Genomic DNA, 18,549 nt, shown 5'->3' with positions numbered 1-18,549 from the left:
TCACCTAACCGTGCAGCAAGCCCAACTCTGCCCCTCGCAGCTAGTTGTCCACGGTTCGCGGCGCACCGCTCCCCCACAGCCCGATCGAGAGAGGGATTCCACCCCACACACGGACTGAGATGAGTAGTTTCGCCCAGGCGTCCGCCGTCATCCGCCCTGTCAGGGGGGGCGCCAAAAGTGTCGGTCATCTCCTGCCGCTCAGCGGTTTGATGGCGAAACTGAGGATCGACCATCTGCTCGAGGGACTGACCGATCGCGAGGGCGAAGTTGCGATTGCTGTGGGTCGCGGACTCTCGAACGCTGAACTCGCAAGCGATTAGCGGTTCTGCCGTGGCCCATTCGCCATACGGCTGATACGCCAGTGGCGTGTAGTTCATCGCGTCGGAACACAGCCAACAGGTATCCCGCCCGGGGCAACCCGGATGCCCGCTTGGCGGCGAGCGGACTTTGACCCGTGCGTTTTCCCAGCTTGACTTGGTTCCGGGAACAGGGCGTGAACTTATGTAAGGCATTAAGGCAACTCGATGCTCGAAAAGTATAAAAAGCGATCGAAATCATCCGGATGAAAGCTGGCGAAAATGGCATACCTGCACGCGAGGACCAAGCGCGAGAACGCGATCAACTCTCATAACGCCAACAGCATCGCCGCGTTCTTTGCCGACGACTACGTTTCAGCCATACCCGACGGCACAACCAGACTTCCTTGACGCCCCTGTGCGTGTGCTGTTCCCTCGCTTTGCGCTGTCAACTGCTCCCCACCGGTGTTGGCACCATCCAGTGCCGGATAACCAACCCCTATAGAAACGAGACGACATGCTCAGAGTGACTGGATCGATTCTCCTCGCCGGCGGCTTCCTGATGCTCGCGGGCGCGTGGGCGATTACCGACCCGTTTGCAAACGACGCAAATATTGGGGCCGGTGGTCTCATTCTCCTTGGCCGACCCGCCGGCGCGGTCGGCTTGTTGCTCTTGCTCGTCGACGGACTCCTCAGGTTATCGGCTCGGCGCAAAACGGCCCGCGAAAGTGCCGCGGAGCGTTACTCCTCTTGAGTGACGGCCGCGGCCGGGACGGTGCTCAATTCGATTATCTCGGATTGCCCAAAACGAGACACGCTGTTGCGCAAACGAGCGGTGTAAAGATATGATTTACATATGCAATACAACTTGACAACCGCAATGACGGACCTCAAACGACACGCGGACGCATTCCTCGCGGCACGCGTTCTGACCGACGGCGACGACTTCGCCGGCGCGATCAAGTACTCGCTTCGAATCCAGGTGGCGGCCGACGACGTCGTTCGCGCTGTCGTCCTGCAGGTGCGAGAGCGCGGCGCGACGTGGCAGACAATAGGCGACGCCTTAGGCGTGAGTCGGCAGGCAGCATTCCAACGCTACGGCAAACCCATTGACCCACGAACAGGAGAACTCATGAATACCACCCCCCTTGAGGACGCCGCCGACTTGGCCCGATCGGTCATACAAGACCTTGCGGCCGGTCGATGGAAGCTCGTCACCGAGCAATTCGATCCCACCATGCGCGACGGTTTATCCGAGGATGCCCTGGCGGCGGCGTGGTCACAGATCGCGGGCTTGTCCGGGGGGTTCGAGGGACAGGGAGAACCAGTTGTGACGCGAGCTAGCGATGTGACCATGACCAACACGCCGCTCTCAATGGAGGCAGGCGACTACACCGCGCGGATCTCATTCCGCGACGACAGGACGATCGCTGGCTTGTTCATCCTCGCCGAGCAGACGCCGTGACCCACCATGCTCCGGATGGAGCTCCCATGTCAGACACCCAAATCCGCTCTCGATTGAGCGGCCGTAATGTCCGCTCAATTGCGATCTTCGTGTCGATCGCCTTTGCGCTCGCCTGGATTGTCGCGCTCCCACTCTGGTTCGGCGACGGACTCGATAGCCCTCTGCTCTTGATCGGCATTATCGGGGCTGCGAGCATGGCAACCCCCGCGATCGCCGCCCTCATCATGGTCTTCTTCGTCGACCGGGAGCGGCGGAAGGCAAGAATTCTCGGGCTCTGGCCGTTGAAACCCGTCCGCCGGCTGGTCAAATACGGCCTATTGGGAATCCTGGTGCCCATGGCGCTCGCGCTCATCGCACTTCCTATCGGTGCACTGCTCGGGGTGTATCCCGCCGACTTCGTGAACTTCTCTGGATTCGAACAGGCCCTCACCGAACAGGCACAAGCTGCGGGGACGAGCGTGTCGGCGCTTCCCATCAGTGTGCTCGTCGCTATCCAACTGCTCATTCTCCCCACCGCCGCGTTCATCAACCTCATTCCGGCACTCGGAGAGGAACTCGGTTGGCGAGGCTGGCTACTCCCGAAGCTCATGCCGCTCGGAGCGGTACCCGCGATTGTGATCTCGGGCGTGATCTGGGGACTATGGCACGCACCGCTCATCCTCCTCGGATATAACTATCCGGACGCGCCGAGGTGGCTCGGCCTCACCATGATGATCGGCATGTGCAGCATTTTCGGCGCGATCTTCGGTTGGCTGAGACTTCGATCTGACTCCGTGTGGCCCGCAGCTCTCGCACACGCCGTGTTCAACGGGGCTGGCGGCACAATCCTGATCTTCTCCATGGCGGGCGAGCACATCGACACCACGCAGGCGACCGTGCTGGGATGGAGTGGGTGGATTATCCCGCTCGCACTCGCGGTCGTCCTTATCGCCAGCGGTCAGTTCCGCCGCCACCGGACTGCCCAGACCGCGGTCGAAGCGGAGCCAGCCGTAATTGGCGTGCCGGTCTCCGCCCGCAATGAAGGTAATCGACAGTGAGCGGCAACCACCTGACGATTGCCGGCGACCAACTAGTGGTGGAACCCCTGGGCCTTGACAAGCTCTGGTCGTTCACCCGCGTACTCCAGATTCCGCTGATGCATGTGAAAGGCGCCTTTTTTGACCCAACCGTGATCGACGATGCCAAAGGCCTCCGTTTCCCCGGTCTGCACCTTCCGCGCAAAATGGCGGGCAAGTTCTACACAAACGGCAAGCGGCAGTTCTGGAACATCGTCGGGTACGAGGGAGCCATCGTCGTCGAGCTAGACTCTGCTGAACGTTTCGACCGACTGGTCCTCTCAGTCGACGATCCCCTCGGGCAGGTCGACAAGATCAACGCCGCCCGCCGGCCGAGCTGAGGAGTCTGCTCACAGCATTCCCTCTTCTCGCTGCGAGGACCGACGGCGATCTGATGGGCATCGACGCGAAGCCCATTCCACTGGAAGGGAAGACGTTCGAGCATTGGGCTCCGCTCAGGTTCAAGGGGGACCGGGAGGACCCCAACTTCACCGACCCGATGGCTCCTGCCCGAACCCGACTCCTTGCACCCAACGGCGACTGAGGCCGCGATGCTCGAAAGCTGCGAATAGCAACGAAATCACCCCAATGAAAGCGGGCAAAATGACAGACCTAGAGGCGCTCACCAAGCTCGAGACAGCGATCAACTCCCACGACGCCAACAGCATCGCAGCGTGCTTCTCCTCCGACTATATTTCCGAAACCCCTCATCACCCGTCTAGGAATTTCGAGGGTCGCGCAACCGTGCTGCGTAACTGGACGGCGATACTCACCCAATTCCCGGACCTTGAGGCGCGAGTTCTGCGTCACGCGGTGAACGGCGACGAAGTGTGGTCGGAATGGGAAATGAAAGGCACTGCGGCCGATGGGAGTTCCGCGGGGATCGTCGGCCCCGTCATCTGGCGCACCGATGCCCAGGGCCTCGTGTCCTGGGCGCGTTTCTACCTCGACCCTGTAATCGACCACCCGATCAGGCCTTCCTGACAACCCTGCGCGAATTCGTACGGACCGACGACGGGACGGCGCAGCCCTGACGCTTGACCAAGTTCCGAGCAAGACGACCACTGAACCGGACCGACAGGAAGAAGCACACATAATGCGCGCATGGGTAGCCGACCAGACGAGCCACGCAGGACTTTCCTTTCGCGAATTACCCGATCCGCCCCAACGTGAAGATGAAGCTCTTATTCAGGTGCAGGCATTCGCTCCGAACCCGGGAGATCTCGCGGCGCTCGCCACGGCGGAACCCGGATCAGTCCCAGGCTGGGACGGTGCCGGGACCGTGCTTCGTAGCGCGCCGAACGGGAGCGGGCCCGAGGAAGGCCAGTCCGTGATCTTCCTCGGGAGCCACGGCGGCTGGGCTCAGATGCGGAGTGTCCCGACAGCGACAATCGCCGTGACACCGAACGGTGCCGACCCGGCGCTGATGAGCGCGATCCCTGTCCCGGTCACCAGCGCTCTCCGGGCGCTTCGAGGGCTCGGATCGCTGCTCGGGCGGCGTCTGCTGGTGGTGGGCGCCAACAGTGCCGTGGGAGCGGCCGCCGTTCAGCTGGCGGCCAGATCCGGGGCGCACGTCGTCGCGATCGCGCGGGACCAGGTGGCCCACGAACGAATCAGGCAGCTCGGAGCTGCGGAGGTGCACGCGACGATGGACACAGTATCGTTGCCGGTCTTCGCGGCGTTGGACGTCGTAGGCGGACCGCATCTCGTCGCCGCGTATTCCTTGCTCGCGCCGGGGGGTACGGTCATCGCGCTCGGCCATTCTGCTGGTCAAGACGAGCACTTCCCCTTCGGTGCATTTGTTGCCGATTCGATGAGCTTCGACAGGTCGATCTCGACCTTTTTCCTTGGTAGTCAGAGCGGGCTGGCCTCCGAAATGGCATATCTAGCAGCTGACGTTTACGTCGGCCGCCACGTGATCGAAGACCTCGACCAGCGGTCCTGGACCGACCTCGGACCATGGGTCGCCGGCGGCGGGGTGCGGTCGACGAACAGGGTTGTCTTCCTCATCGACTGATCCGCGGGTGGCCTCGAATGCGCCGCAGCCGTCTTCGCTGAAAACGGTATCCCCACGATCCAACGAGCCCTCTCCGGCCACTCCTTCGTGGGGAATGCCTCCGGCGACCGTTCTAGGCCGGTCCGGGTCATAGCCGACACGTTGCGTCGGCCGGAGGGGGGTGTGAGACCGACACAAGGCAGGCACGGCCTCCGTGGGCGTGCCCGGATCGAGGAAAGGGACTGCGGCGAGTGCGGCACCGAGGAGCTCAGCCTGGCCCGCCGGGCTGAGGCGGTCCTCGTCCAGGCAGTCGATGTCCACCGTCGCCTCCTCGGAGTTGGCGTAGGCACCGTCCAGAGATCGTTCGTGGTACAGGTCTCTGAGCGCAAGGAGGGTGTCGCCATGACCCACCGCGAGTTCCGAGAGGCCCGCGATGACGGCCGGCCAGAGTGCTTCAGTGTAAAGCCCGGTAACGACGGCGTCGTTAACTGCCGTGTAGCCCCCTCACGACCTTCGCCGGCTGAGCCTGGTGTGTCGAGTAGGGGGCGCGCGAGCTGTTGGTCTGTCTCAGTCAAGATGCCAGTTCGAGCGCCGAGCGGGCATTCGATCTGTGTCGGGCGGAATTCCGCGGGAGACTAGAAAGCGTGCTGCAGTACCTCCCATTGCACTACGTTTCGTTCGAGAATCCCCGGATGGGCGGTCGGATATCGCCGTCTACGAGGATGAATCATCAGCTTCACCTATCGGATCGGGCCGGCGTAGTGGAGCCAGAAATCGATGGCTGCCGCACGCGGTCGGGGGGACATGACGCTGACCTTCGGCCCGAAGCCCATGACGTTGTCAGGGGCATCCGCAACCGTCGCCCAGGTGGGCAGGCCGCGTCCGTTGGGGTTTCCGGTCTGCACGAAGTTGAGCCAGTATCCGCTCATCTGGTCGCGGAGCCTGTAATCGGACGCCTCATACACGCTGTCGTGGTCGACACCGAGGTTGTCGTACGCGTAGGCGACCTCGGCACCGTGGTATGCACCGAACTTTTCGAGCCCGTCTTCCGGAGGAACGTGCGAGAAGAAGTACAGGTACGCGTTCTCATCGCCGGTGTCCGTCTGCAGCCGGGCCCAGCGGAGCATCGCGCGAGTCATGACACTGTCCGTTTGCGCTTGTAGTGAGGAAGCAAGAACACCTTGCTCGGTGTCGCCCGGGTACAGGCTAAGGAATTGCTCTGCTTCGTCGCCGTACGTGTCGCGGACCGACGCTCGGTAGTCGGCAACGGTCATCTTTTGCGGGTTTGCCAAGGCCAGCGACGCTTCGTCTGCGTTGCTCCCCACAAGCGTCGGTACATCCAGCTGTTCCCCTGACGCGTAAATCTCTGCCGCAGCTTTTGGGAGCACGCACCCGTCTAGAGTGGGCCGCACGGTCAAGCTGGATGCTGGTTTTCCGGTTCATGGGGAGCAGATGGCGGTGTCGATAAGGCCGCGGAGGCGGGAATCCGCTTCGATAGACGTCGCGTTCTGAGTTACCGCGATGGCCGCGGAACGGCCGTCTTCCGTAGCCGCCACCCGGCTGACAGTGCCGGGAACGTCGCCACCGTGTCCCCATGCGGTCACCCCGCACGAGAGCTCAAAGGAAATGAGGCCCAACCCATATTCGGCACCCTCCCATAACGAATCGGCCGGGATCGTCTCTCGCATGTCTTCTAGCTGCGCATCCGCCACCACGTCGCCTGTCGCGAGCGCGGAGTAGAACAGCGTCAGGTCCTCGGTCGTTGACACCATCGCGCCGGCTGCGTATCCCCAGGAGGGATCGAAATCCGTGAAGTCGACGGGGGAATCGCCCAGCGGAATATAGCTGTGCGGATGATCGCCCCGGATGACTTGTTCGCCCTGATCGGGGAAATACGTGTTCTCAAGCCCGAGGGGGGCAATGATGCGTGTATCGATCTCTTCGGCCAGCGGCCTGCCTGAAACGGCCTCGATGATCAGCCCAGCCAGGATGTAGTTCGCATTGCTGTATTCGAAGCTCACCCCAGGCGCGTTCGAGACCGGATGGGTGAAGGCGAGGTCGAGTGAAGCCCGCGGCGAGATGTAACGATGCTGCCACTCCAGCAGGTGGTCGCCGATATCACCGTCCATGTCGGGAAGCCCACTCGTGTGCTGCAACAACTGACGGACGGTGATGTCGTGTCCCGATACCTGGGGGTGCCGGACGACTCCCGGAAGGTACGTCTCGACAGCTGCATCGAGAGAAATTGAGCCCTCGCCGACCAGTTGCATGACAAGTGCGGCGGTGAAAGTTTTGGTATTGCTCCCAATCCTGATCTGGCTGTCAGCCCGAACCTTGTCGGGCAAGCCGAGCTCAATCACACCGGAAGCGTAAGTGCGAACCTTCTCGCCGGAGTTGCGAACGGCGACCAAGCCTGCGGGCCACGCGTCGACGGCCATAGTTTGGGCGAGAGCAGCGCGCACGGGGTCGCGGGGTGTGGTGTTTGGCGCGGCCCCAGACGAAAGGCCCGAAAGGACGAAAACAAGCGCAGATGCCGCGGCGATGGTGTGTGAAATCTTCATGATTATTCAATGAAAAGGTATGTGCTCAGCACAGGGTCAAGTGGTTGCACTGCTCACGCTTACGCCACGTATGCCCACCGGCTCCGCCGCCGCGACCAGAGCTTCACTGTGCGCGGCGAATACAGTGTGACCAGCCAGGTGAACTCAGTCCTCCACCCATCATCCCCACGCCTACGCCCGGGGTCTGGCTCGGGATCGTCACTTTCCTCACGCACCTCGCGGTCTTCTACACGATCTGGATATTCAACGGAATCGACTATTCGTAAGTAGGCGAAAGCGAATACACACTCCTCGCCTGGCCTGGTACGTAACGCCCCCATCCCGCGGTCTGGTCGTCATCCTGATGGTCGTGTCCATTTTAGGAGGGTGGCGGCCGTCGCTTCTCGAGAAGCGGCGTCTTCCGAAATCAACCTTCCTGCTCCTAGCGCTGATAGCCGTCGTCGCCAGCCTCAACATGGTCTTCAGTGAGAGCTCCACGGCGACTCCGCCGATGTGGCTCTACCCGGTGGTCGGCAGCGTACTCACGGGGTTCAACGAAAAGGTGATTGCGCGCGGTCAGCGCCTCGTCGCTCTGCGCTCGAAATTCGGAGAGACGGGTGTCTGGTTCATCTTCACCCTCCTGTTCTTCTTGCTGAACCTGCCGAATACGTTCTTCGGTATTGGTGCGCTAGCAATCCTGCAGGTTCTCATCCAGTTTGGCTTGGGATCTGTGTACTACGTGGCAAGTCGCTTCAACTGTTGCCTGGTGCCAGCGATGATCGTGCACGGCCTATGAGTGTTCTCAACTTTCTCTCCCAGCCTGCCCTAAACCGGATTGGCCGCGCCGTTCATCTGAGCAGGCGCAGTAATCGTGATCGTGATCGTTCTTGGCCGGGACAAGCGCAGCGGCGTGAGCCGGGTGGGGTCCCTCTCCAGCTGAGCGGAGCACCGTTCCGGCCTAATGCTCACCAGCCGAGGAGTCCTAGGACGCCAGACGCTGCGACCGCGATGACGCTCGTCCACACTACGATTGCCACGATCTGCCACAGTATAACCCACCCCTTGGAGACGCCTGTGCTGACAAAAAAGGCCGCGGTCAGCATTGTAGGGAGGGCAAGAGGGGCGAGGATGCTCGCGCCGGGAACTCCGAACCGGACCGTCCAGCGACGGAGCCGCGCCCGGCCCTTCGAGCGTCCGGTCTGCTTCGCGTCGTGCGCTTCGGGCGCGACTGCGGGCAGCTCAGGCCCGCCGGCAGCGACAAATACGGGATTGGCCGCACGCCGCGCTACGACTCGTTCGCGGATCCGGGACCCCAGGAAGACCACACCGAAGACGCACAGGATGTTGCCGGTCGCGCCCGCGATCGCTGCGACCACAGGGTTAATTCCGGCGATGATGCCGAAGGCGGCTGCGCCCTCGCCCTCGATGTAGGGGATCGCGCCGGCAAGAGCGACGATCAAGGGGTGGAGGATTTCAGGAACTTGCTCGATCAAGCTCCGAAGCCATTCGTAGGGGGTGTCCATGTTGAACCTTCCTGAGAGATCCCGATACGCTCCGGCCGTTCGGCCGACGCGCGAGATAGCTTTAGCAAAGACCGTGTTCTCGCCACATGGTCAAACGGAAATCGAAGACACAAACAGTTCTTGACCCTGTGGCGGGAACATAGACTTCAATGGTGATGACGAGCGCAGCTGACGCTGCCGGCCGCTGACGATAGAACGGAGTCTGTGATGACGTGGAGCACGCGTGAGGTGGCGGAACTCGCCGGCACCACGGTGAACACGGTCCGTCATTACCACCAGGCCGGGATGCTCGAACAGCCCGAGCGAACATCCAACGGGTACAAACAGTACGGAGCCCGCCATCTGGTGAGGCTGCTCCAGATCCGTCGACTTCGCGACCTCGATGTACCCCTCGCGCAGATCGGGTCGATGGATGTCGGCGAAGAATCACCGGCAGTGGCCCTGATGGCCGTCGACGCCAACCTGACCGCTGGCATCGAGCGGCTCAAGCGTGCACGCGCCGAGATCCGGGCGATCCTGGATGGGACTACAGCCACCGATGTGCCGTCGGGCTTCGAGCACCTCGCAAGCCGACTGTCCAAGCCGGAGCGTTCCCTCATGCTCGTCGTCTCGCAGCTGTACGACTCGTCGGCGATGGCCGATCTGAAGAAGATGGTCGAGTTGGAGACGCAAGATGCAGGCGTTGAATTCGATGAGCTGCCTCCGGACGCTGACGATTCCACCCGGCAACAACTCGCCGAGGAGCTCGCGCCTCAACTCGCTCAACACATCAGTGACTACCGGTGGCTCGCCGACCCGGCGGCGCATCTGCCGAAGGGTTCGCGGGTCTCGCAGGAGGCTCTCATCGAAACCGCCGTGGAGTTATACAACGAGTCGCAGCTGGATGTTCTCGTCCGCGCGAGCGTGATCGCAACCGCGCTGGCCGCTGACAGCAGTAAATCGGTCTCGGACCGTTAGACCAGTCCGACGGCACTTCACGTGATGCCCCCGCCGCGCTCGTGGGGAACGAGACCGCGGGGTCGTGATGCCAGCAGCCGCCGAGCGCAGTGACGTCGACGACGAGTTCGAGGGCTTCCCCGCAAATGCGAGTGACACGGCTATCGACTCACTCGCCGCTAAAATGGTGCCGGTTGTGCTCGCACAGCGCGAGAGGCACCCCAACATGTCTGATGCGCTGACGCACTCCCCGCACGGCGAGCAGTCCGCAGAATCCACGGTCGCCCAAGCCTTGGCTGAGATATACAACCCGGCGCAACTGCGGACCTTGAAGCGTATGGGCGAACTACTTCTGCAAAAAGATCCCGAATAGGTGAGCAAATCCTGATCGACAGTGGTCGTATGCGCTGAAGGCTCGCGACACATTACGGAACAATCTGCCATCAAGCGCCCGGAACTCCTATTCATGCACTATCAGTTACAGCTAATTGAACTCCCCGCGACCTTGGAGAGACGAGCCTTCTGTCCCGGTCGGTCGTCAGCATCGGTAGCATCGCGCGCACACGCTACCTGTCGAGCCGGTGATATCACTCAGCGATTCTGACGACTATCTTGCCGCGCACGCCGCCGGCGGAGAACGCGCGGTGCGCCTCTGCGAGGTTTTCGAGCGGGTACGTTTTGTGGACCAAGCCACGGATGCCGCGCTCGTTCACGAACTGCGTCAATGTCGCGAGGGCACCTGCAGGTGGCTCGCCGGCAAACATTCGGATGCGTGCCGAACCGTAGATTCTGGACATTCCAATTGCAGCGATGCCTGCAAGTGAATCGAAAGCAACGCTCACCATGCGCCCGTTGGGTGCCAGCGTTCGACGCCAGCCGAGTAAGTCAGTTCCGACAGTGTCGACGAGAACGTCCACCTTCCCAACCGACGCCGGAGTAGCGGTGGTGTAGTCAAAGAACTCGCTTGCGCCAAGCACGCTGGCGAGGTTATCGCTTGAAGGCGAGGCAAGTACCGCGACACGAGCGCCGAGAGCGGCAGCGACCTGGACTACCGCGTTGCCGACGCCGCCCGTGCCTCCGCGCACCAAGACTCGCTCGCCCGGCTGGAGACGTGCGACGTCCTTCAGTGCCCTCAATGCGGTGTACGCACCTGTGACCAGACTTGCGGCATCCACGTTGTCGAGCGATTCGGGAGCGCGGGCGAGATGGCGTGCGTCGACGACGCAGTAGTCAGCTGCCGGGCCCGCGGCGTTTCGCATCCCTGAAGCGCCGGCTCGAATGCCCCAGACCCGCTCGCCCGGTGCGAAATCTTTCACCGCTCCCCCGACGCTTTCGACACTACCGACCAGATCAATTCCGAGCCCCTGGGGCACGCGGCGACCAGCGAGCAGTCGGAGCCGACCCTGACGGTGCTTGATGTCGACTGAGTTGACACTAGAGGCGGCTACTCGCACGAGCACTTCATCAGCTCGCGGCGCCGGGATGGGCACGTCGGCAACCTGAATGGCTTCCCAGTCGCCGAATCGGGTAATCTGTGCTGCGCGCATCGGGGCTCCTAAGTGGGGAAGTTAAGTGGAAGGCATCTTCCACTTAGTCGACGCTACCACGAAGTGCTTGGGGTCCTCCCGATCTATAGGCTGGGGTCATGACTTTGCGAGCTGACGCGCGGGACAACCGCGACCGTATCGTCGACGCCGCTGAGCAGATGTACGCGATCAGTGGCATCAAGACGCCGATGGCGGAAATCGCTAGACGCGCGGGCGTGGGAGCCGCCACTCTTTCCCGCCGGTTTCCATCGAGAGAATCGCTAATGGACGCGGTCTTCGCCCGCCAACTGAGATGGTGGATGAGCGCGGTAGACGCGGCCGCCGACGCAGAGGATGCTTGGCACGCTCTCCTGATCCTGCTGGAGGAGACTTGCGTGCAACAAGTGCACGACGGCGCTTGCGCTGATCTTGTCGTCAGATCGTTTTTGCAGGGAACTTCCTTCGACGTCGAAAAGGCTGCGGTCCGTGCGCAGATGGAACGCATTATCGGTCGGGCACAACAAGACGGAAAAGCATCAGCGGACGTGAGTTGGGATGACGTCGTGTTACTGATCGAGGCCAACGCCGGAACTGCTGGACTCACGACAGCCGACCCTGAGGCGCGAGCCCGTCGGCTTGTCCATCACTTCGCGCGCTCCTTCGCCACTCATTGATATCGTCCGCGCGCGTCCCAGCCGTCTCAAGATGCCGGCACAAACCCCCGCCCACCGAGATCGGTCGACGTCCGCTCAACACCACGACAGTAGCGATTTCCTGGTTAGCTTCCTCGTTGATTGTCTCTCAGCCAGTCTGCTGATTTGGACCCGAAGCAGGCCCCACCCACGGTGGATGTCCCGCTCGTGCTCAACCCCGCTCGAACCCGCTTGCGTGATCACGGCTGGAGAAGATCCTGCACCGCAGCGGCCGCCAGGGCGGGGTCGGTTGCGGAGGGGGCACGGGTTCATCCATCGGCTGCGGGGGGAGCGATCTGATCGACTCCGTTTCTATCAAAGGTGAGATTCGTCAATGTCCTGGGTCCTTTTCGAATGAGGCGATATCGATGCTCTGTGTGGGTGGTAGGAAGATCGCTGCGGGGTCGATGGGTCTTGGGGGGTAAGCGTCGGTCATGGTTCTCCTTCTTGTGAGGCTCTAGTACGAGCTGATGTGGTCGCGCGTTTGCGGAATGGGGCGCTGGCAAGCTGGTGGACGCCTGCTCGCGCTGGAGCGATGGCTTCTCGCAATCAGCCTGACTACGCAATGAATTGCCCTGTATTCGACACAGCGTCAAGCGACTGATGGACAAACGGGCGGTTAGAGTTCCTTGCGCCTGAACAGCACGGCGGCCGCGACTACCAACGCAACGGCAGCCGCGAGCGACACCAGCACGGGCCACAGGAGGTCTGGTACCGGCTGCTTGGCGGCGAGTGCCGCCGCTTGACCGGCCAGCCCTGCGGGTGAGTAGTCGGCCAGAGGTCTCCAGAGGGCACCCATGGTGAGCAGCACGAAGGCTCCGATGCCTGCCCCGGCAGCGCCTGCCGCCGAGGGGATCAGGACTGACAAGAAGGTCATCAGCGTGATGTAAAAGACGCCAAGCACGAGCCAAACCAGAGTTCCCGACCACAACGGTTCCAGGGGTGCCTGGCCGAAGACTGCGGCCGTGATGCCCCAGGTCAACAGAGTTCCGATGACGACCAGCGCGGCGAGGAAGACGGAGTGGATTGCGGCCTTCACCGCGACGAATGCGCCGCGTGACATCGGTTTGGTGAGCACCAAGATTGCAGTTCCGCTCGAGGTCTCAGACGAAACGATGCCACCGTAGATGATGATCAGGGCGAAGAGAAAAATCTGGCCGAGGCTTTTGATCCATTGCGCGTAGGCGTCGAGATAGGTTGCGTCGGGAAGGGTAATCGCGCCGAGCTGGGCGCCGCCCACGGCCCCGACGATCTCGGGGGTGAAGCGGGCGAGCAGCGGCGCGGAGACGGCAAAGAAAAGGATAATCGCCGGCAATACCAAGATCCGCCAGGTGCGGACGATCTCGAGTGCCTCTTTACGCGCGAAGACGAGGGTGGCGTTCACTTGTGTCCTCCCACCAGGTCGACGAAGACCTCTTCGAGGCCGACCTCTCCGGCCTCCAGTCGTGCGAGCCCGCTGCCACGGGCCGCGACGATAGCCGGGATGTCGTGTTGAGCGGCGCGGAGATCGGTTACCGTGATCTCAATCTGGCCGTCGTCTCCTCGTTTCGTCGTTGCTGCCCATGGGTGCTCGCTGAACTCCCTCGCGAGGGAATCGGCATTCTCGGTCACCTCGACCACCACCTTGTCTTTGCCATATCGTGCCTTTAATTGGTGAATCGGGGCCTGTGTGACCATTCGTCCGCGGTCGAGAATGGCGACCGTGTCGCAGACTCTTTCGACGTCGCCGAGGATGTGTGTGGAGAAGAAGACGGTGGTGCGCCCGCGCAACGAAATGATCATGTCGAGCACGTCTTTGCGGCCCATCGGGTCGAGGGCGCTGGTGGGCTCATCGAGCAGCAGCAGCCGCGGTGCGTTGATGAGGGCCTGGGCGATGCCGAGGCGTTGCTTCATGCCGCGTGAAAAACCGCCGACCTTCGAGGTCACATCGGTGAGTCCTGCGAGGTCAAGGAGCATGTCTGTGCGCTCGCGTAGCGCGGCATCTGACATGCCGAACAGCCCGCCCGCGAAGCGCAGAAATTCGGGTGCCGTCATCCAGCCGTAGAAGGCTGGCACGTCGGGGAGGAATCCGATCTCGGAACGCACGGCAGCGCCGACCGCGCCGACATCCTGTCCGAGGATTCGGATCGACCCACTCGTGGGCCGGGCGAGCCCAGTGGCGAGCCGCAGGGTCGTGGTCTTCCCGGCGCCGTTCGGACCGAGAAATCCGAAGATCGAACCCTCCTCAACGTCGAGGTCGAGGGCATCAACGACGAGTTTGGGGCCGTAGGACTTCGTCAGCGCGGCGGTCCGAATAGCGGAGCTCATCGCAGCGTCAGCTTCTCGGCGGTGCCGTAGAGGGCGTCGGCGATATCGGTGCTCGATCGTTTCTTATCGGTCGGCGGCTGATAGATAGCCTGCGCCGACTTGCGACCGATGGCGAAGTACAGGATCGGGCCGATGAAGCTGGAGATGACGATGACCACCACCCAGATCCACTTGTTGCCGGTCGCGATCGTCGCAGCCGGCCGTCGATACAGATCAACGAGCGCGGCAACACCGAGGGCTATCTGGATGAGCAGCACTGCGCTCACCCCGATCAGGACGACGAGGGGGATAGTGGAGAGATCCATGTTTGTTCTCATAATTGTGAATGCTAGCAGAAATGTGAATGGATGATAAGGTTGATCACATGGCGAGTTCAGAAATCCTTTTGCACCCGGTGCGCTTGCGAATCGTGCAGGCGTTCTTGGGCGATCGAGCGCTCACGACCACGCAGCTCGCGGCTGAACTCGATGATGTGCCTGCCGGAAGCCTCTACCGTCACATCGCACTCCTAGCCGACGCGGGAATCCTGCGGGTAGCTGCTGAGCGACGCATCCGGGGTAGCGTCGAGCGCACGTACACCTTGGCTCAGGCCGAAGCCTCGATCGGGCCGGCGGAGCTCGCTGCGATGACCCCTGAGCAGCACGGCCAGGCGTTCCTGGCGTTCGCCGCGGGACTGATCGCCAACTTCGACAGGTACCTCGCCGCAGGCACGCCCGACCTCGTGCGCGACGGCGTCGGGTACCGCGTCAACGCGATGTGGATGACCGACGCCGAGTTCCTTGAGTTCACGCGTGACCTCGCGATGGTCTTCCAAGCGAGGCTCACAAACGAACCAGTAAAGGGGCGCAAGCGACGGATCGTGGCGAGTGTGATCCTTCCCGCACCGGATAAGCCCTAAGACCCTTGCGCCCGCCTCATCGTTTTGGCAGCGGTTTGGGTTAGCTGAAAGAATGGAATTGCATACATGACACGCTCTTTTGACCTGACGTGGAAGCTGGACGACATCGCAATGGAGGGCACAGTTGTGTGCCCTGACGGTGAGGGGCCATTCCCGGCAGTGGTGCTTGTCGCTGGCAGCGGTCCGACCGACCGCGATTGGTGTTCGCCATTGCTGCCCGGCAGCAATGGCAGCGCTCGGCTGTTGGCAGAGAGGTTTGCTGATGCGGGCATCGCCTCTCTTCGCTACGACAAGCGGGCGTCCGGCCCGCACGCGATAGAGAACTCCGGAAAGCTCATCGGGAAGATGAGCATGAAGTCGCAACTGAATGAGCTGATCGCGGCCGTCACGGAGCTCTCTCGGCAGGACTTCGTGGACTCCACGAGAATTGTGGGGCTCGGCCACAGTGAAGGAACCCTTCACGTGCTGCACTACGCCACAACTGCCCAAGACGTCCCCTTCGCGGGAATCATCCTCGCCGCGCCCCCTGGCCGGCCGATACAGACAGTGCTGATCTCGCAGTTGGCGCTCCAGGCCCAGATTTTCGATGACCCCGAACTGATGTCTAAGGTGCGCGAGGCCGCTGCGCGATACTCTTCCGGGCAGCAGATGAATCCTGACCCGAGCCTGCCTGACAGCGTGAAGATGGTGCTTGCGGGCTTCGAGGCACCAGCGAATCTCCCGTTCGCCCGCGAGTTGTGGATCGAATCCGCAAGTGATTCGCTCGCGAAGGTGCAGATCCCCGCGCTGATACTGATTGGCGCGAAAGACCTTCAGGTAGACATGCACGCCGATGGCATCCCACTCGAAGAGGCTGCCGCGGGGATGACCAATATCACCGTCGGCTTCCCAGCCAACGCGAATCACGTGTTCAAAGAGGATCGACGCTCTCAGACTGAAATCGCCGCGTCGCCAGGCAGCGGATACAACGAGCCGGGTACGCGTCTCGACCCCGAGAGTGTGGAAACGATACTCAGCTGGCTGGCAATCAATGGTGTGTCCGCGTGACCGATCGAAGCGCATCCTGAACGGAGTGTGCATCACGAAATGCACACTTTGCGCTGAGCTACCCTGGTCAGGGATCCCAGTGCGATAGTACGTAGCTTCGATGAACGTTGCGAACGCATCGTTCGCGAGCGTCGTCGAGTCGATCTCTAACGCCGCCTCCGATAAAGCTGCAAGGGTCTGTGTTGATTCAACTCAGAACGATAAGTCACAACCAACCGCGATCGCGGGCTGCCCTCGCCGCGTCGTGCCGGGTCGTCGTCGCGGTCTTCTGCGTGGCGCCCGAGAGGTAATTTCGAACGGTGCCAGATGCGAGATGCAATCGCCGAGCGATTTCCTTGACCGAGTACCCCTCGCGTGTCTCCCGCAGGACATCGGCTTCGCGCTCTGTCAGGGGTGAGTCGTCGACGACCGAAGCCTCGAGAACATCGTGCGCGATCCAGCGGTCGCCGTCGTTGACTTTGCGGATCACCTCGGCGATCTCCTCCGGGTCAGAGCTCTTGCTCATGAAACCCAACACCCCGAGCTTGAGCGCTCGCCGGAGAACGCCCTGTCGGGCATGCCGGGTGAGCATCAGCACGCGTTGCCCGGGATTCTTGGACAGAATCAACGCGACTGCCTCCAAGCCGTCAATCTCAGGCATCTCGAGGTCGATGACGAGTACGTCTGGACGGTGCTGAAGCGTCGCGGTCACCGCCTCGCGGCCGTTCTCAGCTTGCGCCACGACGTTGATGGTCCCGTCGAGTGTGAGGACCGCCGAAAGTGCCGTCCGCAGCAGTAGCTCGTCATCGGCCAGAATGATCCTGATCGGATCCGCCGCCGTCATCGCCCGTCTCCGGTCCCCGTAGTTCTGCTTTCGGGATCGATCCGAGCAGAAACGACAAACTTACCTGACGATCGTTCGACGCACAACGCGCCGCCCGCACCCTCCACCCGATCCCGCAGGCGAGCAATTCCCCTCAGCGTGGAGTCGCCCGTATCGACAGCGCCGTCGTTGGTGACCACCACGGACTTTGGCGAGGCGGTGATAGTGACGAAGGTCGGACGCGCATGGCGAAGCAGGTTAGTGGTGGCTTCCCGCAGGACCTGTGCCAACAGGGGATGCGCGGCACTCCCGCTCGCGTTGTCGAATGTCACCTCGACAACCACGCCGGCCGCCTCGACGAGCCTCTTGGTGTTCTCGAGCTCAGCCACCAGATTTAGCTCATAGCGCGCATATGTCAGCGCTCTCGTTTCCGCGATGGTCTCGTTGACAAGACGGCGGATCTCGCTGAATTCCACATCGGCTCGGTCGGGGTCGCTGTGCACCACGCGTCCGCCCAAGGCGGCTTTCAGCTTGATGACATGAAGCGAATGTCCCTGAATGTCGTGAAGGTCCCCAGCGAAGCGTATCCGCTCGCGCGTAACCGCAAGCTCCGCCTCTGTTTCCTGGGCGCGTTCGAGCCGCCGCACCACCTGCCAAGCCTGTTCACTGAGCAGGATCACCGCGACGATAAAGAGCGTTCCGACAGCTGGAAGCGCAAGGTACTGGGCGGCAAGCACCCAACTCGCGGGGTGGAAAAGAAATGAGCTCGCCCCGATCGCCGTGACCGCCAACGCGAACGCGCAGATCCATAACCGCCATCTTCGTGTCCGCGCGAGCAGCAGCGCGCCGATAAGCGCCATCGGTACGAAACCGATCGGGCTCGAAGCCGTCAGTGCACCAACGATCCACGCCGCTGTGGTGAACATGAGCGCGAGGATCGCCTGGCGCGGGTACCCATCCAAGCTCCACTTGCGCAGCAGAGCAAGGGTGACGAGGAATCCCAAAGCGACGAGTAGAGCGTCCGACCAGGATGTTGCAGTGAGCACGATACCTACAATGCTCAAAGGAGCAATCGCTACTACAGCGGTGACCATCGCCACCCGACGCATCCGTGTGATGCTCGGTGCCTCGTCGCTCGCGTGGTCGTTGATGGTCAGCTCCGATTCTCAGCTTCCTGCTGCTTGATCGCGCGACCGACGGGCCGTTTTGCGATCATCGCCGCGATGCCGAGCACAAGAGCGACATATTGCAACGCCAAGTTCTGAATGAATCCTTCCACGATATTCGCCGGGAGCGTCATAAAGAGACCAAAGTCGAAGTAGAAGTAGCCGACGTAGGCAAGGAAGACGGTCGCGCCGAGGACAATGATCGCGCTCAGGGCAAGATCGAAGATTTTCATGAACTCCACGATCCCGCCCGCGTGGTTTCGACGGTAGTGACGCCGTGTCACATCATTTTGATGACAC

24 protein-coding genes are annotated in these 18,549 nt (G+C 61.9%); 14 read left to right on the top strand and 10 right to left on the bottom strand.

Annotated features, from left to right (window positions below):
* The first annotated feature begins 119 nt into the window (after positions 1 to 119).
* The 7 genes from ACOH1Z_RS09195 to ACOH1Z_RS09165 all read left to right on the top strand — a co-directional run bounded on the left by ACOH1Z_RS09195 (position 120) and on the right by ACOH1Z_RS09165 (position 4,833).
* Positions 120 to 320, top strand: coding sequence for a hypothetical protein (locus tag ACOH1Z_RS09195; RefSeq protein ID WP_449648138.1), 201 nt, complete (start codon positions 120 to 122; stop codon positions 318 to 320).
* Positions 321 to 813: 493 nt separating this feature from the next.
* Positions 814 to 1,050 carry a hypothetical protein gene (locus ACOH1Z_RS09190; RefSeq protein ID WP_449648137.1) on the top strand — a complete coding sequence of 79 codons (237 nt, stop codon included), beginning with the start codon at positions 814 to 816 and terminating at the stop codon, positions 1,048 to 1,050.
* Positions 1,051 to 1,176: 126 nt separating this feature from the next.
* Positions 1,177 to 1,761, top strand: a complete 585-nt coding sequence (locus tag ACOH1Z_RS09185; RefSeq protein WP_449648136.1) for a DUF3887 domain-containing protein — start codon at positions 1,177 to 1,179, stop codon at positions 1,759 to 1,761.
* Positions 1,762 to 1,787: 26 nt separating this feature from the next.
* Positions 1,788 to 2,798, top strand: a complete 1,011-nt coding sequence (locus tag ACOH1Z_RS09180; RefSeq protein ID WP_449648135.1) for a CPBP family intramembrane glutamic endopeptidase — start codon at positions 1,788 to 1,790, stop codon at positions 2,796 to 2,798.
* Positions 2,795 to 3,157 carry a hypothetical protein gene (locus ACOH1Z_RS09175; RefSeq protein ID WP_449648134.1) on the top strand — a complete coding sequence of 121 codons (363 nt, stop codon included), beginning with the start codon at positions 2,795 to 2,797 and terminating at the stop codon, positions 3,155 to 3,157. The genes ACOH1Z_RS09180 and ACOH1Z_RS09175 overlap by 4 nt, the downstream gene beginning before the upstream one ends.
* 262 nt (positions 3,158 to 3,419) lie before the next feature.
* Positions 3,420 to 3,800: a nuclear transport factor 2 family protein gene (locus ACOH1Z_RS09170; RefSeq protein ID WP_449648133.1), complete on the top strand. Its 381-nt coding sequence runs from the start codon at positions 3,420 to 3,422 to the stop codon at positions 3,798 to 3,800.
* Between the two features lie 112 nt (positions 3,801 to 3,912).
* Positions 3,913 to 4,833, top strand: coding sequence for a zinc-binding dehydrogenase (locus ACOH1Z_RS09165; protein ID WP_449648132.1), 921 nt, complete (start codon positions 3,913 to 3,915; stop codon positions 4,831 to 4,833).
* Between the two features lie 719 nt (positions 4,834 to 5,552).
* On the opposite strand, the gene ACOH1Z_RS09160 is transcribed toward ACOH1Z_RS09165, so the two are convergent.
* Positions 5,553 to 6,224, bottom strand: a complete 672-nt coding sequence (locus tag ACOH1Z_RS09160; RefSeq protein WP_449648131.1) for a carboxylesterase family protein — start codon at positions 6,222 to 6,224, stop codon at positions 5,553 to 5,555.
* A 27-nt stretch (positions 6,225 to 6,251) separates the two neighbouring features.
* Positions 6,252 to 7,373, bottom strand: a complete 1,122-nt coding sequence (locus tag ACOH1Z_RS09155) for a serine hydrolase domain-containing protein (protein WP_449648130.1) — start codon at positions 7,371 to 7,373, stop codon at positions 6,252 to 6,254.
* Positions 7,374 to 7,722: 349 nt separating this feature from the next.
* Here ACOH1Z_RS09155 and ACOH1Z_RS09150 point away from each other — a divergent pair, with 349 nt between their 5' ends.
* Positions 7,723 to 8,148, top strand: coding sequence for a CPBP family glutamic-type intramembrane protease (locus ACOH1Z_RS09150; RefSeq protein WP_449648129.1), 426 nt, complete (start codon positions 7,723 to 7,725; stop codon positions 8,146 to 8,148).
* Positions 8,149 to 8,317: 169 nt separating this feature from the next.
* On the opposite strand, the gene ACOH1Z_RS09145 is transcribed toward ACOH1Z_RS09150, so the two are convergent.
* On the bottom strand, positions 8,318 to 8,875 hold the full coding sequence (locus tag ACOH1Z_RS09145; protein ID WP_449648128.1) for a small multidrug efflux protein: 558 nt from the start codon (positions 8,873 to 8,875) through the stop codon (positions 8,318 to 8,320).
* Between the two features lie 207 nt (positions 8,876 to 9,082).
* On the opposite strand from ACOH1Z_RS09145, the gene ACOH1Z_RS09140 reads away from it, so the two are divergent.
* A complete protein-coding gene (locus ACOH1Z_RS09140) occupies positions 9,083 to 9,832 on the top strand; it encodes a helix-turn-helix domain-containing protein (protein ID WP_449648127.1) in 750 nt (249 codons plus the stop codon).
* 64 nt (positions 9,833 to 9,896) lie between these two features.
* Positions 9,897 to 10,184 (top strand): hypothetical protein, encoded by a 288-nt coding sequence (locus tag ACOH1Z_RS09135; RefSeq protein ID WP_449648126.1) that lies wholly within the window; start codon positions 9,897 to 9,899, stop codon positions 10,182 to 10,184.
* A gap of 214 nt (positions 10,185 to 10,398) precedes the next feature.
* Here the strand turns inward: ACOH1Z_RS09135 and ACOH1Z_RS09130 are convergent, their stop codons facing one another.
* Positions 10,399 to 11,358 carry a quinone oxidoreductase family protein gene (locus ACOH1Z_RS09130; RefSeq protein WP_449648125.1) on the bottom strand — a complete coding sequence of 320 codons (960 nt, stop codon included), beginning with the start codon at positions 11,356 to 11,358 and terminating at the stop codon, positions 10,399 to 10,401.
* Between the two features lie 98 nt (positions 11,359 to 11,456).
* Between ACOH1Z_RS09130 and ACOH1Z_RS09125 the strand changes: the two genes are divergently transcribed.
* Positions 11,457 to 12,011, top strand: coding sequence for a TetR/AcrR family transcriptional regulator (locus ACOH1Z_RS09125; RefSeq protein ID WP_449648124.1), 555 nt, complete (start codon positions 11,457 to 11,459; stop codon positions 12,009 to 12,011).
* 637 nt (positions 12,012 to 12,648) lie between these two features.
* Here ACOH1Z_RS09125 and ACOH1Z_RS09120 read toward each other — a convergent pair.
* The 3 genes from ACOH1Z_RS09120 to ACOH1Z_RS09110 are packed head-to-tail and all read right to left on the bottom strand — an operon-like array spanning position 12,649 to position 14,641.
* On the bottom strand, positions 12,649 to 13,413 hold the full coding sequence (locus ACOH1Z_RS09120) for an ABC transporter permease (protein WP_449648123.1): 765 nt from the start codon (positions 13,411 to 13,413) through the stop codon (positions 12,649 to 12,651).
* On the bottom strand, positions 13,410 to 14,336 hold the full coding sequence (locus tag ACOH1Z_RS09115) for an ABC transporter ATP-binding protein (protein ID WP_449648122.1): 927 nt from the start codon (positions 14,334 to 14,336) through the stop codon (positions 13,410 to 13,412). Before ACOH1Z_RS09115 ends, ACOH1Z_RS09120 begins: the two co-directional genes overlap by 4 nt.
* Positions 14,333 to 14,641: a PLD nuclease N-terminal domain-containing protein gene (locus tag ACOH1Z_RS09110; protein ID WP_449648121.1), complete on the bottom strand. Its 309-nt coding sequence runs from the start codon at positions 14,639 to 14,641 to the stop codon at positions 14,333 to 14,335. Before ACOH1Z_RS09110 ends, ACOH1Z_RS09115 begins: the two co-directional genes overlap by 4 nt.
* Positions 14,642 to 14,700: 59 nt before the next feature.
* On the opposite strand from ACOH1Z_RS09110, the gene ACOH1Z_RS09105 reads away from it, so the two are divergent.
* Complete coding sequence (locus ACOH1Z_RS09105) at positions 14,701 to 15,234, top strand: helix-turn-helix domain-containing protein (protein ID WP_449648120.1); 534 nt, start codon at positions 14,701 to 14,703, stop codon at positions 15,232 to 15,234.
* Positions 15,235 to 15,300: 66 nt separating this feature from the next.
* Positions 15,301 to 16,281 (top strand): alpha/beta hydrolase family protein, encoded by a 981-nt coding sequence (locus ACOH1Z_RS09100; protein WP_449648119.1) that lies wholly within the window; start codon positions 15,301 to 15,303, stop codon positions 16,279 to 16,281.
* Positions 16,282 to 16,486: 205 nt separating this feature from the next.
* On the opposite strand, the gene ACOH1Z_RS09095 is transcribed toward ACOH1Z_RS09100, so the two are convergent.
* Positions 16,487 to 17,104 (bottom strand): response regulator transcription factor, encoded by a 618-nt coding sequence (locus ACOH1Z_RS09095; protein ID WP_449648118.1) that lies wholly within the window; start codon positions 17,102 to 17,104, stop codon positions 16,487 to 16,489.
* Positions 17,101 to 18,087 carry a sensor histidine kinase gene (locus ACOH1Z_RS09090; RefSeq protein WP_449648117.1) on the bottom strand — a complete coding sequence of 329 codons (987 nt, stop codon included), beginning with the start codon at positions 18,085 to 18,087 and terminating at the stop codon, positions 17,101 to 17,103. Before ACOH1Z_RS09090 ends, ACOH1Z_RS09095 begins: the two co-directional genes overlap by 4 nt.
* Positions 18,088 to 18,121: 34 nt before the next feature.
* Between ACOH1Z_RS09090 and ACOH1Z_RS09085 the strand changes: the two genes are divergently transcribed.
* Positions 18,122 to 18,268, top strand: a complete 147-nt coding sequence (locus ACOH1Z_RS09085; RefSeq protein WP_449648116.1) for a hypothetical protein — start codon at positions 18,122 to 18,124, stop codon at positions 18,266 to 18,268.
* On the opposite strand, the gene ACOH1Z_RS09080 is transcribed toward ACOH1Z_RS09085, so the two are convergent.
* The gene (locus ACOH1Z_RS09080) at positions 18,237 to 18,482 is read right to left on the bottom strand and encodes a hypothetical protein (protein WP_449648115.1); all 246 of its coding nucleotides are present in this window, start codon (positions 18,480 to 18,482) and stop codon (positions 18,237 to 18,239) included. The genes ACOH1Z_RS09085 and ACOH1Z_RS09080 overlap by 32 nt on opposite strands.
* Positions 18,483 to 18,549 lie beyond the last annotated feature (67 nt).

This window comes from Rhodoglobus sp. (genome assembly GCF_053580035.1).
The sequence above is the reverse complement of the archived record's forward strand: the minus strand, read 5'-3'. Positions and strand labels throughout refer to the sequence as shown.

Excerpts from the sequence above, each read along its gene's own strand:
- ACOH1Z_RS09105 (WP_449648120.1), top strand. The coding sequence starts at position 14,701 with ATGGCGAGTTCAGAAATCCTTTTGCACCCGGTGCGCTTGCGAATCGTG.
- ACOH1Z_RS09185 (WP_449648136.1), top strand. The coding sequence starts at position 1,177 with ATGACGGACCTCAAACGACACGCGGACGCATTCCTCGCGGCACGCGTT.
- ACOH1Z_RS09190 (WP_449648137.1), top strand. The coding sequence starts at position 814 with ATGCTCAGAGTGACTGGATCGATTCTCCTCGCCGGCGGCTTCCTGATG.
- ACOH1Z_RS09115 (WP_449648122.1), bottom strand. The coding sequence starts at position 14,336 with ATGAGCTCCGCTATTCGGACCGCCGCGCTGACGAAGTCCTACGGCCCC.
- ACOH1Z_RS09195 (WP_449648138.1), top strand. The coding sequence starts at position 120 with ATGAGTAGTTTCGCCCAGGCGTCCGCCGTCATCCGCCCTGTCAGGGGG.
- ACOH1Z_RS09125 (WP_449648124.1), top strand. The coding sequence starts at position 11,457 with ATGACTTTGCGAGCTGACGCGCGGGACAACCGCGACCGTATCGTCGAC.
- ACOH1Z_RS09155 (WP_449648130.1), bottom strand. The coding sequence starts at position 7,373 with ATGAAGATTTCACACACCATCGCCGCGGCATCTGCGCTTGTTTTCGTC.
- ACOH1Z_RS09080 (WP_449648115.1), bottom strand. The coding sequence starts at position 18,482 with ATGAAAATCTTCGATCTTGCCCTGAGCGCGATCATTGTCCTCGGCGCG.
- ACOH1Z_RS09170 (WP_449648133.1), top strand. The coding sequence starts at position 3,420 with ATGACAGACCTAGAGGCGCTCACCAAGCTCGAGACAGCGATCAACTCC.
- ACOH1Z_RS09140 (WP_449648127.1), top strand. The coding sequence starts at position 9,083 with ATGACGTGGAGCACGCGTGAGGTGGCGGAACTCGCCGGCACCACGGTG.
- ACOH1Z_RS09130 (WP_449648125.1), bottom strand. The coding sequence starts at position 11,358 with ATGCGCGCAGCACAGATTACCCGATTCGGCGACTGGGAAGCCATTCAG.
- ACOH1Z_RS09100 (WP_449648119.1), top strand. The coding sequence starts at position 15,301 with ATGACACGCTCTTTTGACCTGACGTGGAAGCTGGACGACATCGCAATG.
- ACOH1Z_RS09165 (WP_449648132.1), top strand. The coding sequence starts at position 3,913 with ATGCGCGCATGGGTAGCCGACCAGACGAGCCACGCAGGACTTTCCTTT.
- ACOH1Z_RS09180 (WP_449648135.1), top strand. The coding sequence starts at position 1,788 with ATGTCAGACACCCAAATCCGCTCTCGATTGAGCGGCCGTAATGTCCGC.
- ACOH1Z_RS09095 (WP_449648118.1), bottom strand. The coding sequence starts at position 17,104 with ATGACGGCGGCGGATCCGATCAGGATCATTCTGGCCGATGACGAGCTA.
- ACOH1Z_RS09145 (WP_449648128.1), bottom strand. The coding sequence starts at position 8,875 with ATGGACACCCCCTACGAATGGCTTCGGAGCTTGATCGAGCAAGTTCCT.
- ACOH1Z_RS09110 (WP_449648121.1), bottom strand. The coding sequence starts at position 14,641 with ATGGATCTCTCCACTATCCCCCTCGTCGTCCTGATCGGGGTGAGCGCA.